The organism is Enterococcus sp. 4E1_DIV0656 (assembly GCF_002140695.1).
Taxonomy (GTDB): domain Bacteria; phylum Bacillota; class Bacilli; order Lactobacillales; family Enterococcaceae; genus Enterococcus_D; species Enterococcus_D entomosocium.
The window spans coordinates 936,071-952,177 of sequence record NZ_NGLF01000001.1 but is presented as its reverse complement, the minus strand read 5'-3'; the positions used below and the strand labels follow the sequence as shown (position 1 = coordinate 952,177).

Genomic DNA, 16,107 nt, shown 5'->3' with positions numbered 1-16,107 from the left:
TCACCTGCTATTATTTATGCTAACGAAGATTTTCGCTGTTGACAAATCATCTGTTTGTCTGCAGCTTGAAAAAGAAAGAAGGCAACGCCATGGCAACGATCCAACTATTTATCTCTGATACCCCCCTTTGCTTTGAAAAAGCGGAATTCACTTTTATGGAAGAAACATTTGTCATCGAGAAACAGCAACTATTTGAAAAAGTCGATGCGGTGATGCATCAAGAGGTATCCTCGTCCTTGGTTTCATTGGTAGAAAAAGCCCTTTTGACGCTAGAAGCGATCGGGGAAGAAGAGGATTATTTCGACCTGCTTTATTTGACCTATGAGAATACCCGGCGTTCCCTCAGCGGACAGCAATTACTCGCACAGCCTTTTCCAGCTGTAGAGGCAGCCTTGCAGCCGGTCTTTGATGAGTTGGCAGAACCGATCGTAGAAAAGTTTTATGAAGAGCTGACCAATCAATTAGAAGAAATCACCGATGATGAGCTGTTTAGTTCCTACTATCTGGATGATGAGCAAGCGGTGATTCAAATCGATGCCCCGATCCAACATGAAGAAGTAATCGCATTGCCCGCCCTTTTACGGGATTACCATGGCACGTTGCACCTGACCTTTGAAAAGTTTTATGAATACCTTGTGTAGCGGCGGCAACTGTCGTCGTTATTTTTTGTGAAAACAGTTACATGTTTAGTTTTTTTTAAATCCTGCGACAGAAGCCTCGGGAATCTTGACCCTTTTGTCAGAAACGATTATAAAGGTAAGAAGAGGCTGAAGGAACCGAGACTGCCGATGGGCAGAATCGGGTAAGAAAAGGATGAGAATCATGCGAAAAGTCCCGCCTATTTTAAAACCAATTGCACTTTTAACGATATCAACGATCATTGCCACTGCCACCGGCGTGGTGAATTCAGGCAGTTACCGCCAACCAAGTCGTGCGACGGAAACGACAGAAACGACCGAACAAGCACCAAGTGAAAGCACACCGTCTTCGATAACGGAAGACAGTCAAAATCAAACACCTGCTAGCACGGACTCACAACCGACGAACGATGACCAGCAGAACACACCGTCATCCAGCAGTGAAGTAGTAACACCAGAAACGACCCCGTCTTCTTCGGTGCCGACAGAAACGACACCATCAAGCGATGAGAGTGTTTCACCGGCGACACCGGAAAACAATCAAGAAACGCCTTCTTCAAGTGAAGAAACCACGCCAGATCCACAAGGGATCATGGATGAGAATCAAGGAAATGAGTAGGTGAGAAAATGACGCTTATTTTAGATTTAATCAACGGCATCCACAAATTTTTGGGCTATCTTGACATCAGTCCCAAATACTTGAATCGCGCCTATACCATCCTCAGTATCATTCCAACGGCGTATATTTTGCGGATCGTCTATGGAATGTTTGCGAACCAAAACTATTTTCAAGCGATCCTTTATACGATCGGCTTTTTGGTCTTAGTCTATTTTTGGGTACTGAATATCTTCTATTATTTCTTGAATAAAAATATGAAGTTCGATGTCACTCAGACCTTTGTCAAAGTCTTGCCGGATGAAGTCTTCAATATTGAAGGGGAAACTATCAGCACCACCGACATTGATCGTTTGACGACTGAAAAAGCGGTGATCGATTTTGAAGAAGACTATCAGCTGGTATTGGCGAATCATTTGCAGACCTTGATCGCTCAAGAAGAATTGGCGATCAAACCGTCATCCAACGGCTTTACGATCCCGAAAAATACCTTGTACCCTTACTATTTTGTCAAACAGCAAGGGAAAAACGAGTACGTATTGCAGATCGGGACCAGCTACACGGAGATGACGAAAGTCGGCACGATTCAATGGACCGGCAAGCAACCTTTAGAGCCAGTGGGCTTATTTATCACTGGCGGTGATTTTGTCAAAAATGATGTCAAATACCATGAACCCTACAGTTTGAAATTGTACGTCAAAAAAGAGGTCTCCGAAGAAGAACCACAGACCTCAAGACAGGCATATCGACGACAAGCACGCAAATAAGAAAAGGCAGTTCCCCCAGAGCGTTCTCTGAAGGGACTGCCTTTTTGGTATCTCGGTTATTCGATCGGAATGTTTTTTGCAGGTGCGTCTTTGTAGCTAGCTTTCGGTAAAGTCAGGGTCAAAACGCCGTCTTCAAACACTGCTTTGATGGACTCGTCATCAATGTCTGTGATGGTGAAGGTCCGTTGATAGGCACTGCTGGAGCGTTCTTTGCGCAAATAATGTCCGAAATCATCCTCGGTTTCAGTGGTCTCCGTTTGAGCCGCTGAAATCGTCAAGGTATTGTTGACGTAACTGACGCGGATGTTTTCTTTCTTGATGCCGGGTAAATCTGCTTGAACGAGATACTTGTCTTCGTATTCTTTAATGTCCGTGTTCATTTGTCGTTCTTGCCAAAAACTGTTCATTAATTTGCCTAATAGTTCTTCGCCGCCTGCTAAATCTCTTGGAATCAAATTTGCCATGTGGTTCCCCCGCTTTCTTTTATCCATTGAGTTGGTACCTCTATTTTACGAGGAACCAAGCCAAAGGGCAACCAAAATGGCAACAATCATAAAAACAAGAGAAATCACTCAACTATCTTATAAGAATCTGCTATGATAGAACTAAATAACTATCAGATGATTGGATGAATGAAGATGGAGATTATTGAAAAAGCGCCAGCTAAGATCAACCTCGGTCTCGATGTGTTAGAGAAAAGAACAGACGGCTACCATGAGTTGGAAATGGTGATGTCTAGTGTTGATCTAGCCGACCGTCTGATAATGGAAGAGATAGCAGAAGATAAGATCATTGTAGAAACCAACAAAGCTTTTTTACCAATTGATAAACGCAATAATGTCTATCAGGCCGCCAGTATTTTAAAAAAACGCTATAGTATCAAAAAAGGCATCCGCATTCGCATCACCAAGAATATCCCGGTGGCAGCTGGGTTAGGGGGTGGCAGTACGGATTGTGCGGCAGCGTTGCGGGGGATGGTTCGCCTTTGGGACTTGGATCTTTCCATGGCAGAGCTGATCGATATTGGTATGGAAGTTGGTACTGATGTTCCCTATTGTCTGTATGGGACCACTGCTCATATTGCAGGAAAAGGGGAGCTGGTGACGCCGCTGCGGCCGATGCCGCAATGTTGGGTCATCTTAGTCAAACCTCGTCTGAGTGTTTCAACGGGGAAAATCTTTCAAGAAGTCGAGCTAGACCAACTGCACCATCCAGATATCGCAGCATTGTCTGCCGCCGTCTTAGCCGAAGACTACTCGGCTATGATCGCTGCCATGGGCAATAGCCTAGAAGCCATCACGATCCCGAAGTATCCGATCGTCCAACAGATCAAAGATCGCATGATGAAATATGGTGCCGATGTTGCCTTGATGACCGGCAGCGGACCGACTGTTTTTGCTCTTTGTCAAAAATATTCACGGGCACAGCGGGTCTACAATGCCTTAAAAGGGTTCTGCGACGAGGTTTATCTTGTACGTACATTGAAATGAATGAGTCAAGGACACAGGCTGGATTCGCCTGTGTTTTTTTGCATTCCTTCTATAAAATCCAGTTCAATAGTAAAGAATAAGGCAGCTGAGGTAGGGAGGAAGCATCTAGAAGCTGCCCTACACAAAAGTCCCCGACGAAAAAAAGACGTCGGGGTCTGATTCTTTACCTAAAGCAAAGGCTATTCTTTTTGGTGCTGCTTCTTTGCGGATTTTTTCTTTTTGTCTTCTTCATACAATGGTTTGTCGATCGTTTTGCGGATTTCTTCGGTTTGCTGCGATGCAGGATCTTCTGGTAAATCGATTCGATTCAGCAGTTCGCTGTTGTTTACAGTTGGCGGCACAGTTACAAATTCGTTCATCTTCGTTTCCTCCAAGTGCTTTTAGCTTATTATCCTACTTACTCTCTAATTTTTCAATTTATCACAAAGGAATCGCATGGCCAACGGTGTAAAATAAGACGATGTTCCCGAGAGAAGAATCCGCTTCAAATGAACGTTTTCTCCTATGTTTTCCGATTTATCTCGAAATAAAAGTTTTAAATCGTAAAACGTACGATTTGTCTTGACGAACCGGAAATCATTTGATAGAGTAACTTTTGCTAACAAAACGGAGTTGTTCCGTTTTAAAATAAAAAGATGAGCCAGCAAATGGAAGGGGAAATCCCGATGAAAAAAATCTTACTTACTGCAGCACTCCTTTTAGGGGGCGTGCTTCTTGGCGCTTGTGGGCAGCAAGAAGCGACAAGTCAATCGAGTGACGCAGAAAAGCTGTCGATCGTCACGACCTTTTACCCAATGTACGAATTTACGAAAGAAGTCGCAGGTGAGGCAGCGGATGTCTCCTTGCTGATCCCTGCAGGAACAGAACCTCATGACTATGAGCCAAGTGCCAAAGATATGACCAAAATTATGGATGCAGATGCCTTTGTCTACAATAGTCCTGAGCTAGAAACTTGGGTTGCTAGTTTGACGGATTCCGTCGATCCTGAGCAAACAGCAGTGATTGAAGCGGCCAAAAACATTCAGTTGGTGGAAGGCACAGAGGAAGAGCATGGTCACGAGGACGAAGACAGCCATGAAGGCCATGATCATACGTATGACCCTCATGTTTGGACTGACCCAGTCTTAGCGATCCAAGAAGTAGAAACGATCCGCGATGACCTGATTGCGAAGTTTCCTGAGCAAAAGGCAACCTTTACGGAAAATGCGGCTGCCTATATCGAAAAGCTTTCTGCTTTAGATGAAGCCTACCAAGCGGCATTAAAGGATGCGACCCAACGAACCTTCGTTACGCAGCACGCAGCCTTTGGCTATTTGGCACGGCAGTATGATTTAGTCGAAGAATCGATTTCGGGCATTTCACCCGATCAAGAACCAACGCCAAGTCGGTTGGCTGAGCTGAAAGAATATGTGGAAGAAAAACAAGTCAAAGTTATCTATTTTGAAGAAAATGCCTCATCGAAGGTGGCTGAGACCTTAGCCTCTGAAACGGGCGTGGAGTTAGCGGTCTTGAATCCATTAGAAAGCTTGACGCAAGAGCAGATGGATAACGGCGAAACATACCTGTCTGTAATGGAAGACAATTTGGCAGCATTACAAAAAAGTATTCACTAAGGAGGCGCCTGCGTGCGTTATATCGATGTAAAAGATTTGACCTTTTATTATGATGATGAGCCCGTCTTGGAAGACATTTCTTACTTTGTTGAAGACGGCGAATTCGTGATTTTGACCGGCGAAAATGGGGCGGCAAAATCTACTTTGATCAAAGCAACCCTTGGTTTGTTGAAACCTTCTAAAGGTGCAGTCACCTTGGCGACCAAGAATGCAGCTGGTGAAAAATTAAGCATCGGCTACATTCCTCAGCAGATTGCTTCCTTTAACGTCGGGTTCCCCAGCACCGTTTTGGAATTGGTCCAATCAGGCCGCTACCCAAGAGATCGTTGGTTCAAGCGACTGACGAAACGAGACCATGAACATGTCCGCCGTGCATTAGATGCCGTCGGGATGTGGGACGTGCGTCATAAACGGATCGGTGAGTTGTCCGGTGGCCAAAAACAGCGGATCAGCTTGGCACGGGTCTTTGCCACGGATCCTGATTTATTTATTTTAGATGAACCGACTACGGGGATGGATGAACAATCCCGCAATCTGTTTTATGAACTGCTGCGGCACAATGCTCATGACCACGGCAAGTCGATTTTGATGATCACTCATGATCACGAAGATATCAAAGAATATGCGGACCGTCAGATCCGTTTAGTGCGGAAGGAGGATTCACCATGGCGCTGCTTTCATATGAATTCATGAGAAGAGCTTTTCTTGCGGCGATTTTTATTGCTGGTATCGCACCAATGCTAGGGGTCTTTCTGGTGATTCGACGACAGTCATTGATGGCTGATACGCTGTCCCATGTCTCTTTAGCAGGGGTGGCACTAGGCTTCTTTCTAAATCTAAATCCGAGTTTGACGACGCTATTGATCGTAGTCATTGCCGCAATCATTTTGGAATACTTGCGAACACTGTACCGCAGTTATTCAGAGATTTCGATCGCCATTTTGATGTCCGGCGGTTTAGCGTTAGCCCTCGTCTTGATGAACCTTAGCGGTGGAAACTCCGCAACGAGTATCCAATCGTATTTGTTTGGGTCGATCGTTACGATCACACAAGAGCAAGTTTGGATCTTAGGCTTTTTGTTTTTAGTCGTTTTTGCTTTATTTTTCTTATTCAAACGGCCCATGTACATTTTGACCTTTGATGAAGATACCGCTCATGTCGATGGCTTGCCTGTGCGAGTGATGTCGATGCTCTTTAATGTCTTGACGGGGGTGGCAATCGCCATGATGATCCCGATTGCGGGTGCATTGCTGATCTCTGCGATCATGGTTTTACCAGCTGCCATCAGTATGCGTTTAGGCAAAAGCTTCAACGCGGTGATTTTGATCAGTGTCGTGATCGGCATGATTGGGATGATGTCTGGTTTGACCAGTTCCTTTTATTTGGACACACCACCGGGAGCGACGATTACGCTGGTTTTTATCGCTCTTTTCTTAGTAATCAATTTGATCAAACGCATCGTGATCCTCGTGCAACGAAAACAACGCCTCAAATAAAGGGCTTTATGAAAAAGAAACGAAGAATTTTCGTTTCTTTTTTTTAAACTCTAATCAAAACCGAACGATATAAGCAATATTTCAGATAATGCTCGCATTTATCCCGAAAAAGCCTTATAATAAGGCGAATAAACTAAAGGAGTTGTCCGGTGTGAAAATACGTCGAAGTGAACGACTGATCGATATGACACATTACTTGTTGAATCATCCCCATGAATTGATTTCATTGTCCTTCTTTTCTAAACGATATGCCTCTGCAAAATCATCGATTAGCGAAGATTTATCTATTATCAAAAAGACCTTTAAAGAACGAGGAACAGGCATTCTTGATACCGTGCCAGGCGCTGCTGGCGGTGTTTTTTTTGTGCCTGAAATTTCTGAAGAAGAAGCATATGCGTACGTTGAAGGGCTGGCAAAACGCTTGTCTGAGCAAGACCGTTTGTTGCCTGGCGGCTATGTCTATCTATCTGACTTATTGGGCGAACCGGAATTGCTGCGCCAAGTCGGCCGCATCATCGCTTCCAAATATTTAGGCGAACAAATCGATGCGGTGATGACCGTTGCTACTAAAGGAGTTCCGATCGCTCAAGCAGTCTCTTACTACTTGAATGTTCCCTTCGTGATCGTGCGTCGTGATTCCAAGATCACTGAAGGCTCGACCGTGAGTGTCAATTATGTCTCTGGTTCTTCAGAGCGGATCGAAAAAATGGAATTATCCAAACGCAGCTTAAAGCGCGGCTCTAGAGTATTGGTGGTCGATGACTTTATGAAAGGCGGCGGCACGGTCAATGGAATGAAGAGCTTGATTGAAGAATTTGAGGCCGAATTAGTCGGTATTACGGTTTTTGCCGAAACGAAATTCAAAGGCAAGCGGGCCATCAGCGATTACAGCTCTCTGCTGTATGTTGAAGATGTCGATACCCAGACCAAAACGATCTCGGTAGTACCGGGAAATTATTTTGAGAAAAAAGCCTGATTTTTGTGGCTCTTAGACTGGCGCAAGCAGCTGTTTTTCGAACGGCGGCTGCCAGTCTTTTTTTGATTGGTCTAGGTGGGGATTCCTTAAATCGTTGAAATTTACAAGTACTTGGGCTAAACTGTTTATAGGAAATTCAATGAACAAAAATCGTTCAGATTGATAGGAGTGGAATACGTGGACGCACGTTTTGCAATAATTTTAGCGGCTGGAAAAGGCACGCGCATGAAATCGAAGTTATATAAAGTGTTACATCCGGTTTGCGGTAAGCCAATGGTGGAGCACATCATGAACCGAGTGGTGGAAACAAATCCTGAAGAGATCGTGACGATCGTTGGTCACGGGGCGGAAATGGTCAAGGAGCAACTGGGGGATCGCACCAATTACGCCTTACAAGCCGAACAATTAGGTACCGGTCACGCTGTCGTTCAAGCCGAATCATTTTTAAAGGGCAAAAAAGGCACGACCTTAGTAATTAGTGGGGATACGCCGTTATTGACGACGGAAACCTTGAATAACTTGTTCGATTACCATCAAGGGAAAAATGCATCGGCAACGATCTTGACGGCACAAGCGGCAGACCCAACGGGCTATGGCCGGATCGTACGGGATCATGTCGGCATCGTGGAAAAAATCGTCGAGCAAAAAGATGCGTCGACCGAAGAAGCACTGATCCAAGAAATCAATACAGGCACGTATTGCTTTGACAATGAATTGTTATTTGACGCCTTGGCAAAATTAGATACGGACAATGCTCAAGGGGAGTACTACTTGACTGATATTATCGAGATCTTAAAGGAAGACGGCAAAATCATCGCTGCTTATCAAACCGAAGATTTCCATGAATCTTTAGGAGTCAACGACCGCATCGCCTTAGCCGAAGCCAATCGCTTGATGCGCCAGCGGATCAACCGTCAACACATGCAAAACGGCGTGACCTTGATCGACCCGGCGACGACTTATATCGACGAAGGCGTTGTGATTGGTTCAGATACCTTGATCGAAGCCGGTGTGATCATCAAAGGGCAGACGACGATCGGAGAAGACTGTGTCATTACGGCAGCTTCTGAAATTGAAGACAGCAAGATCGGCAACCAAGTGACGATCAAGGCATCGACGATCGAGGAGAGCATCATTCATGATGGCGCCGATGTCGGTCCCAATGCCCACCTTCGCCCCAATGCGGAAATTTTGGCCCATGCCCATATCGGTAACTTTGTGGAAATCAAAAATGCGACGATTGGTGAAGGCACCAAAGTCGGACACTTGTCCTATGTCGGTGATGCAACCTTAGGCAAAAACATCAACGTCGGCTGCGGTGTAGTCTTTGTTAATTATGACGGCAAGAGCAAATTTAAAACGACTGTCGGGGACAATTGCTTTATCGGCTCCGGGTCTAATCTGGTTGCACCCTTGACCATCGAAGAGGAAACGATGATCGCTGCTGGCTCAACGATCACCAAAGATGTTCCTAAACACAGTATGGCGATTGCCCGCGCCCGTCAGGAAAATAAAGCGGATTACGCGAAAAAGTTACCTTATCTAAATTAGAAATAGCGAAATGACTTGATTTCTTAAGGAAAAATGACTACTATTTATTAGGAAGAAGATTCTAGTAAAAAGGAGTCATTTTTTTCTAGATGAACGCAAAGAAAGTGGAGGTTCTCATGTCAAATCATTATTTTGATCCAAGATTGAAGATTTTTTCTCTGAACTCAAATCGTCCTTTGGCGGAAAAAATCGCAGCTGCAGTAGGTGTTGAATTAGGTAAGTGTTCAGTCAAACAATTTAGCGATGGTGAAATCCAAGTGAATATTGAAGAAAGTATTCGTGGTGCCCACGTCTACGTGATTCAATCAACCAGCAGCCCTGTAAACGATAACCTAATGGAATTGCTGATCATGATCGATGCTTTGAAGCGCGCCAGTGCGAAGACGATCAATGTAGTAATGCCTTATTATGGTTATGCAAGACAAGACCGCAAAGCGCGATCAAGAGAACCAATCACCGCAAAACTTGTAGCAAACATGATCGAAAAAGCCGGTGCGAACCGTATGGTTACACTGGATTTGCATGCTTCACAGATTCAAGGGTTCTTTGATATCCCAGTTGACCACTTGATGGGTGCACCATTGATCGCCAACTACTTCTTGGAAAGAGGCATTCAAGGCGATGACGTCGTAGTCGTTTCACCAGACCACGGTGGCGTGACTCGTGCCCGCAAATTAGCTGAGTTTCTTAAGTCACCAATCGCGATCATCGACAAACGTCGTCCGAAAGCCAACGTAGCGGAAGTCATGAATATCATTGGTCATGTTGAAGGCAAAACTTGTGTCTTGATCGACGATATGATCGATACTGCTGGTACCATCACATTGGCTGCGAATGCGTTGAAACAAGCAGGTGCCAAAAGTGTTTACGCCTCATGTACTCACCCTGTCTTGTCAGGACCTGCCTTGGAACGAATCGAAGATTCGGCCATTGAGCATCTAGTTGTGACAGATTCGATTTACTTGCCAGAAGACCGTAAGTCGAAAAAAATCGATGAGATCAGTGTTGGTGCCTTGATGGGCGAAGCGATCAAACGAATCCATGAGAACAAACCAGTAAGTCCACTGTTTGAATCAAAATTATCAATTTAATCGTGCCTCATAAGCATGAGAACAACAGCCAATGGTCGGTCTTTAACCGCTCATTGGTTGTTTTTTTCTGAGGAGTTTCAGGATGTTTTTAGAAAAAACGATCGCAGTCATGTTTCTTTTCACCAATTTATGGTATTCTTGAAAGTGACTTGCGAAACGCAAGCACAAAATAAAATAGAATCTAATCACAAAGGGGAGTCTGCAAAGGCTGAGAATGAGAGTACTCTAAACCCTTCGTACCTGTTTCGATCATGCGAACGTAGGAATTGTGACGAGTTGAAGTGTCTAACACTTCTCCTTTGTGAATTGTGATGATTCTAAAGGAGGAGTTTTTTTTGAAACGAAAAATGTCGCTGCAAGTGTGGACGGAAGGAACGATGATTGCTGCTATCGGGGTCGTCTTGTCGTATATCCCGATCCAGACAGCCAATTCCAGTATCGACTTGTCTCTAGGGCTCGTGCCCTTGGTCTTGTATTCGTATCGTCGCGGGGTGCTGCCGGGAATGACGGCGGGATTTATGTGGGGCTTGCTGAATATTTTGATTGGTAGCGCCATGCGTAACTTTATCACCGTTCCACAGATCATCTTTGAATATCCCTTTGCCTTTGCTTTTGGCGGGATGGGCGGCTTGTTTGCTAATAAAATCCAGCAAGCGATCCGTCAAAACAGCAAAACCGTTACGTGGTATGTCGTCTTAGGGGGCATCGTGGCGGTGATTAGCCGTTGGTTTTGGCATTATTGGGCAGGGGTTTTTGTCTGGGGAATGTACGCACCAGAAGGACAAAGCCCGTATCTGTATTCCTTGATCTTCAATGGAACATCGGTCATCATCAATATCGTTTATGTGGGCGTTGTATTAGGTCTCTTAGTTAAGGCAGCCCCGAAATTATTTGTGCCGAAAGCGTAGTTTTAGAAATGAAATCATAAAAAATGTCTTGATGCTCTTTGAAAAAGAGAAGCATCAAGACATTTTTTTGTCGAAAAAGCCAAAAGCCAAATCTTCTTGATCAATTTCCAACGACCAGTTTTTTTTGCTGGCTGAGTAGCGCAAAACTGCAATTTGATCTAACTCTTTTTGATTGACCAATGTGCTTTTCAAGCCAGCATCTTCTGACAGATAGATCGGAATCGTATAAGTTTTATCGATCAGTTGTTCTTGTGTCAGACAGAAGACGATGCCTTCTTGCATGATTCCCCGCAACTCTTTCAGCAAATTAAAATCGAGTTTTTCCACCGGTGTTGCTTTTTTAAAAAAGGAGAGGCGATCATTGATTTTTTCTAAGACGATGCGGGTGATCCGATCCGCCAAGATTCGGTAATATTCATCTAAGTAGCGATAATAAACGCGGGAACGTGCATCTTTTAAGTCAAAGAAAACAAAGTTATTTTGCAGTTTGTAAAAGAAAGGGGAGTGGAGGTGTGTCTTCATGTGGCCAAAATATAACAATTCGGAGATCTCTAAAGGCGTCAATTCTTTGACCATCTCGTAATCATTAAAATCGATCCACTTCATTTCTTCGGCAATGCGACCTTTGTTGATTTGCTGAAAAAACAGTTGGACATCTTCCATTCCGCGTATCACTTTTAAGCCCGTATGACCGTCGAATTCGCCGAAATCACTGGAAGGATCAAGCAAGAGCAAATTCTTGGGCTGATGGACGATGCTCTTGTTAAAATCTTGGGGGGCAAGCCCGCGGGTCAAGACGGCATTGCTGGTTGTATCAATATGTACGTAAATCGTGTTAGACATGCCGATCGATCCCTCCTATATACTAAGTTCATTCTACAACAAAGCGCTGAAAATTGCTTGTATCTTTTCGTTTAAAGTTATATTACAAAATAACAGAAAAAACAATTTTTAAGTTCCCTTTTTCGACAAAAAAAGGCAAATCTTGTCTTTTCGTAAAAAAACTGGCCAAAATTGGCGTCTTTATGAGGATTTTGGTATGATAAAAGAAGAAACTAATGGAGACGAGAACCTATGAGAAAAAAGAAAAGCAGACTTTCGAATTGGCTGAGCAATCTCTTTTTGCTTGTGCTGTTATTGATTGGTTTAGCATTGATTTTTAATAATCAAATCAAAAATTATTTTATTAAACAAACAGGTGAAGCATACGCAGTCGGCACCATTGATCGTAGTGAGGTCGAAAAAAATATGGAAGCGGAAGCGACCTTTGATTTTGATGCCGTGGAGCCGGCAAGTTCAGAAGCAGTCTTACGGGCGCAGCTGAGCAACAAAGCTTTGCCAGTGATCGGCGGCGTGGCGGTTCCCAGTGTTGGGATCAATCTGCCGATTTTTAAAGGCTTGGCCAACGAGGCCTTGCTGTATGGTGCTGGTACGTTAAGTCCCACCCAAAAAATGGGGGAAGGCAATTACGCGTTAGCTAGCCATCGCGCTCAATCGCCAGAGCTCCTGTTTACACCATTGGATGATGTCGCGATCGGGGCGGCTATCTATGTGACCGATCTGGAAAATATTTACACGTATACTGCGACTTCTTCTGTGCGGGTCGACCCGACCGATGTTTATTTGCTTGACGAAGTAGAAGGCCGCAAAATGATCACGCTGATCACCTGTGGGGAAATGGGCGGTGTCACCCGTCGTGTGATCCAAGGTGATCTGGAATCTGTAACGCCTGTCGACGAAGCAACGGATGAGATGTTGGCAGCATTCAACATGGCACAACGAACATTTTAATCAAAGAATAGCTCGAGTGGTACGGCAGCTGGCGTGTCATTCGTCTATTCTTTTTTGCATAAGGAGGCGTCTTGATGAAAGTGAAAAAACTGACTTCGATCGATTTTCTTGCACAAAGGGCAGGGTTTCAAGAAAGCCGACTGGTCTTTTCCTTTTTTGAGTCGCACTCAAAAGCGCGACGAACATTTCTTGCCGACATGGCGCAGCAGGGCTGGCAGATCGACAGCCGTTATGGCCGCTTTTACCTTGCCGGGCAGTTTGATTTTGACCAAAAGACACTGACTATCACCAATCTGCTGGTGGAAGCGGCCGCCGAGTTTACTTGGAAACAACTGCTGGCCGTGACAGAAAGCTTCGCCCGCAGTCGCTTTGTAGCAGCCGTCTTGTGGCAGCTTCCTCATCGGCCCCCCTTGGCTGAGTGGTTTATCCAGCAAGGGTATCAGGTGGTCCCTCAAGGGTATCAAAGAGCGCTATCTTATCAGACGGCGCTGGTTTTAGGCGGTGGCGGTGCTCATGGGGCGTATCAAATCGGGGTTTGGCAAGCGCTGCAAGAACGGGGCATCACCTTTGAATGGATCACGGGAACTTCCGTCGGTGCCTTGAATGGTGCCTTGATTTTAATGAACGATGTGGAAGCGGCCGTCGATTTATGGGCAAATATCTCCAGCGAGCAAGTATTGCACTATCCGCTTGCTTCGGTACGAGCCCAAACACTGCGGGATTTGATGAATCAAGCCAACTCGCTGGTCCGTGAAGCGGTCAAAAGCAACGGCGCCAGTACCGAACCCTTGGCAAAGCTTTTGCAAAAGACCTTTGATCAAGAAAAATTCAGCCAAACTGCTTGTCATTTGCTAATCTGTACGACTCGTCTGCCAGATTTCAAGGAGACGGTTTATGCCTTTGATCCATCAGCAGTAGAAGAAAACCTGCATTGGTTATTGGCATCCGCCTCATTTTATCCAGCGATGCAGGCGCAAAAAATTAATGACGCCTATTACATCGATGGCGGCTATCGCAACAACCTGCCCATCGATGTCGCTCTACAGCAGGGGGCAACGGAATGTATCACCGTGGATGTCCAAGGACCCGGCATCAATAAAAGGACGGTTTTGACGGAAGAAACTGCGCAACTTTCGTTAGGGTCTCCTTGGTCCTTAGGCAGCTTTTTGGTTTTTGATGCCCAGCGTTCGCTGGATAATATGACCTTGGGCTATTTGGAAACCTTGAAAGTGTTCGGCAAATACCAAGGCCATTGGTATACCTTTGAAAAGACGGTTGATTTTCAGCCGTTATGGCGGGGCTTTTTGAAAGAGCTACGCCAGACAGACCCGTTGCTTTATCAGGAACTAAAGAAAAAAGAATTTTGGAAAAAAATGCGTAAATTCTATCAACAGGATGTGCCATTTGAGCAGTGGGGGCGTATACTGATAGAGTGTACCGCGAAAGTATTGTATCTAGCGCCTACGGTGATTTATGAGCAGGAAACGATGCTAACGGCTTTAGCTGAAAAAATTGCGCTAAAGGCAGTGGAAGAAGCCGATGCCTGGTCGATCACCGAGTGGCTGAGCTATTATCGCGACCGTTTTTTTGTCTTGTCCGAGCAAAACCGCTTTTTCTTTTTTTATCGGACGCAGCAATTGAATCTGCCCGCCCTTCAGCAGATTCGTCGGCGTTACCCGCTGACTGTTTTGATGGCAGCGTATAGTCACTATCTTTTGAAAGGAGCAGAAAATGGATAAATTTTCGTATGAAATCGTTGAAGAGATCGCCGTGCTTTCGGAAAATCAAAGAGGCTGGCGCAAAGAATTGAATTTGGTGAGCTGGAATGGGCGTCCGCCAAAATTTGATCTGAGAGATTGGGGCCCAGAGCACGAGAAGATGGGCAAAGGCGTGACCTTATCCAATGAAGAATTTGCAGAACTTAAAAAAGCCCTGCTTTCCATGTAAGAAAGCAAAACGGTGAGGAGTGATCAAATGAAAAGTATGACTGGTTTTGGCAAAGGCAGTGCAGAAACGCCAGATGTGCAGATCGAAATTGAGATCAAAAGTGTCAATCAGCGCTTTTTGGACCTGCAGCTGCGAATGCCCAAACAATTGAATCCTCTAGAAGGTGCTTTACGGCAGTCGATCAAGCAGACCCTCCAGCGGGGGCGAATCGAATTGTATGTGACGTTAAAAGAAAAAACCGCAAATACGAAACAGATCGAGATCCAATGGGACCTGCTGGAACGTTTCATGCAGGAGATCGATACCGAAGCCAACGCCCGTTTTGACCTGACAGAGCTGCCAAAAGCAGCATTGCTGGAACAATTCCTGCTCCATGAGGCTTTTCTAACGATCTCTGATCAAGAGCCAGAAGAAAGCACCTTAGCCGATGGCGTGATGGAAGCATTAGACCAAGCGTTGGCAGCGATCGACCAAAGCCGCTGGGTGGAAGGGCAAGGCATTCTGCAGATCTTACAAGAAAACCAGCGACAGCTGCAGGAAAAGCTGACAGAACTCAAACAATTCGTGGCCCTCTATGAGGCGGACTACCAAGAACGCTTTGAAAAGAAACTGACTGCTTATTTAGGGGAAGAAGTCGATCGCGATCGTTTACTGACAGAGTTGGCGATTTTATTGGAACGCGGCGATATCCACGAAGAACTGGATCGTTTAAGTATCCATTTAACGACGATGACGGAGCTGCTGGCAGCCGAGACACCAATAGGTCGAGAACTGGATTTCTTGATCCAAGAGATGAACCGGGAAGTCAATACGATTGGTTCAAAATCGAGTCCGATCCAAATCAAAAACAGTGTCGTCCAAATGAAGACGATCATTGAGAAAATCAGAGAACAAGTTCAAAACATCGAGTAGGAGGAATGAACCAATGAAATATTACGATATCACCTTTCACGAACTGAGCGGAAAAAATGTCATCAAGCGCAGTATTCCCTCTGATAAAGAGAATTTCTCTGCGTGGGAAGATGCCTGCGTAGCCATCGATCCGGATTTTCTTCATCTACTAGTTGATGGCGTAGCTGTTTCTTTAAATCGTCGGTACATCGTGCGTATCGATTGCCAAGAAGTGACGGATCCGACCGAAAAAGCGATCACTGCCAAAGACGAATTAGCAGGGGTCATCAATACCTTAAGCAACATGGGCTTTTAAGAAAGCAGCCGAAGTG

Annotated in this window: 19 protein-coding genes and 1 riboswitch; of the genes, 16 read left to right on the top strand and 3 right to left on the bottom strand. The window is 45.1% G+C overall.

The features are described 5' to 3' along the window. The first annotated feature begins 89 nt into the window (after positions 1-89). From A5882_RS04470 to A5882_RS04455, 3 genes are all read left to right on the top strand, one after another. Positions 90-641 carry a hypothetical protein gene (locus tag A5882_RS04470; protein ID WP_061053507.1) on the top strand — a complete coding sequence of 184 codons (552 nt, stop codon included), beginning with the start codon at positions 90-92 and terminating at the stop codon, positions 639-641. A 181-nt stretch (positions 642-822) separates the two neighbouring features. Further along, positions 823-1,257, top strand: coding sequence for a hypothetical protein (locus A5882_RS04460; protein ID WP_061053506.1), 435 nt, complete (start codon positions 823-825; stop codon positions 1,255-1,257). Between the two features lie 8 nt (positions 1,258-1,265). Then, the gene (locus A5882_RS04455) at positions 1,266-2,021 is read left to right on the top strand and encodes a DUF6681 family protein (protein WP_086298910.1); all 756 of its coding nucleotides are present in this window, start codon (positions 1,266-1,268) and stop codon (positions 2,019-2,021) included. Between the two features lie 56 nt (positions 2,022-2,077). Here A5882_RS04455 and A5882_RS04450 read toward each other — a convergent pair whose 3' ends face one another. After that, complete coding sequence (locus A5882_RS04450) at positions 2,078-2,485, bottom strand: Hsp20/alpha crystallin family protein (RefSeq protein WP_034871953.1); 408 nt, start codon at positions 2,483-2,485, stop codon at positions 2,078-2,080. A gap of 174 nt (positions 2,486-2,659) precedes the next feature. Between A5882_RS04450 and ispE the strand changes: the two genes are divergently transcribed. Continuing rightward, on the top strand, positions 2,660-3,511 hold the full coding sequence (ispE, locus tag A5882_RS04445; RefSeq protein WP_086298909.1) for a 4-(cytidine 5'-diphospho)-2-C-methyl-D-erythritol kinase: 852 nt from the start codon (positions 2,660-2,662) through the stop codon (positions 3,509-3,511). Positions 3,512-3,690: 179 nt separating this feature from the next. Here ispE and A5882_RS04440 read toward each other — a convergent pair whose 3' ends face one another. Beyond that, a complete protein-coding gene (locus A5882_RS04440) occupies positions 3,691-3,870 on the bottom strand; it encodes a hypothetical protein (RefSeq protein WP_005232965.1) in 180 nt (59 codons plus the stop codon). A gap of 306 nt (positions 3,871-4,176) precedes the next feature. On the opposite strand from A5882_RS04440, the gene A5882_RS04435 reads away from it, so the two are divergent. The 7 genes from A5882_RS04435 to thiT all read left to right on the top strand — a co-directional run bounded on the left by A5882_RS04435 (position 4,177) and on the right by thiT (position 11,146). Continuing rightward, entirely contained in the window at positions 4,177-5,124 is a 948-nt protein-coding gene (locus A5882_RS04435; protein WP_139843240.1) for a metal ABC transporter substrate-binding protein, read from the top strand. A gap of 12 nt (positions 5,125-5,136) precedes the next feature. Further along, the gene (locus tag A5882_RS04430) at positions 5,137-5,817 is read left to right on the top strand and encodes a metal ABC transporter ATP-binding protein (protein WP_005232967.1); all 681 of its coding nucleotides are present in this window, start codon (positions 5,137-5,139) and stop codon (positions 5,815-5,817) included. Further along, on the top strand, positions 5,790-6,620 hold the full coding sequence (locus A5882_RS04425; RefSeq protein ID WP_005230272.1) for a metal ABC transporter permease: 831 nt from the start codon (positions 5,790-5,792) through the stop codon (positions 6,618-6,620). The genes A5882_RS04430 and A5882_RS04425 overlap by 28 nt, the downstream gene beginning before the upstream one ends. 151 nt (positions 6,621-6,771) lie before the next feature. Further along, complete coding sequence (gene purR, locus A5882_RS04420; protein WP_008381701.1) at positions 6,772-7,596, top strand: pur operon repressor; 825 nt, start codon at positions 6,772-6,774, stop codon at positions 7,594-7,596. 177 nt (positions 7,597-7,773) lie between these two features. Next, positions 7,774-9,147: a bifunctional UDP-N-acetylglucosamine diphosphorylase/glucosamine-1-phosphate N-acetyltransferase GlmU gene (gene glmU / locus A5882_RS04415; protein WP_034871957.1), complete on the top strand. Its 1,374-nt coding sequence runs from the start codon at positions 7,774-7,776 to the stop codon at positions 9,145-9,147. A gap of 116 nt (positions 9,148-9,263) precedes the next feature. Further along, positions 9,264-10,238 (top strand): ribose-phosphate diphosphokinase, encoded by a 975-nt coding sequence (locus A5882_RS04410; protein WP_008381705.1) that lies wholly within the window; start codon positions 9,264-9,266, stop codon positions 10,236-10,238. Between the two features lie 181 nt (positions 10,239-10,419). After that, a riboswitch (TPP riboswitch) is annotated at positions 10,420-10,521 on the top strand. A 52-nt stretch (positions 10,522-10,573) separates the two neighbouring features. After that, positions 10,574-11,146 carry an energy-coupled thiamine transporter ThiT gene (gene thiT / locus A5882_RS04405; RefSeq protein WP_008381706.1) on the top strand — a complete coding sequence of 191 codons (573 nt, stop codon included), beginning with the start codon at positions 10,574-10,576 and terminating at the stop codon, positions 11,144-11,146. 54 nt (positions 11,147-11,200) lie between these two features. Here the strand turns inward: thiT and A5882_RS04400 are convergent, their stop codons facing one another. Next, positions 11,201-11,989: a hypothetical protein gene (locus A5882_RS04400; protein WP_005232973.1), complete on the bottom strand. Its 789-nt coding sequence runs from the start codon at positions 11,987-11,989 to the stop codon at positions 11,201-11,203. Between the two features lie 231 nt (positions 11,990-12,220). Between A5882_RS04400 and A5882_RS04395 the strand changes: the two genes are divergently transcribed. The 5 genes from A5882_RS04395 to A5882_RS04375 all read left to right on the top strand — a co-directional run bounded on the left by A5882_RS04395 (position 12,221) and on the right by A5882_RS04375 (position 16,091). After that, positions 12,221-12,937: a class A sortase gene (locus A5882_RS04395; RefSeq protein WP_005232974.1), complete on the top strand. Its 717-nt coding sequence runs from the start codon at positions 12,221-12,223 to the stop codon at positions 12,935-12,937. A gap of 74 nt (positions 12,938-13,011) precedes the next feature. Beyond that, complete coding sequence (locus A5882_RS04390) at positions 13,012-14,676, top strand: patatin-like phospholipase family protein (RefSeq protein WP_086298907.1); 1,665 nt, start codon at positions 13,012-13,014, stop codon at positions 14,674-14,676. Continuing rightward, entirely contained in the window at positions 14,669-14,884 is a 216-nt protein-coding gene (locus A5882_RS04385) for a YdbC family protein (protein ID WP_005230288.1), read from the top strand. Before A5882_RS04390 ends, A5882_RS04385 begins: the two co-directional genes overlap by 8 nt. 27 nt (positions 14,885-14,911) lie before the next feature. Continuing rightward, entirely contained in the window at positions 14,912-15,796 is an 885-nt protein-coding gene (locus tag A5882_RS04380) for a YicC/YloC family endoribonuclease (RefSeq protein ID WP_061053501.1), read from the top strand. A gap of 13 nt (positions 15,797-15,809) precedes the next feature. Next, positions 15,810-16,091, top strand: coding sequence for a hypothetical protein (locus tag A5882_RS04375; protein WP_086298906.1), 282 nt, complete (start codon positions 15,810-15,812; stop codon positions 16,089-16,091). The last annotated feature ends 16 nt before the right edge of the window (positions 16,092-16,107 follow it).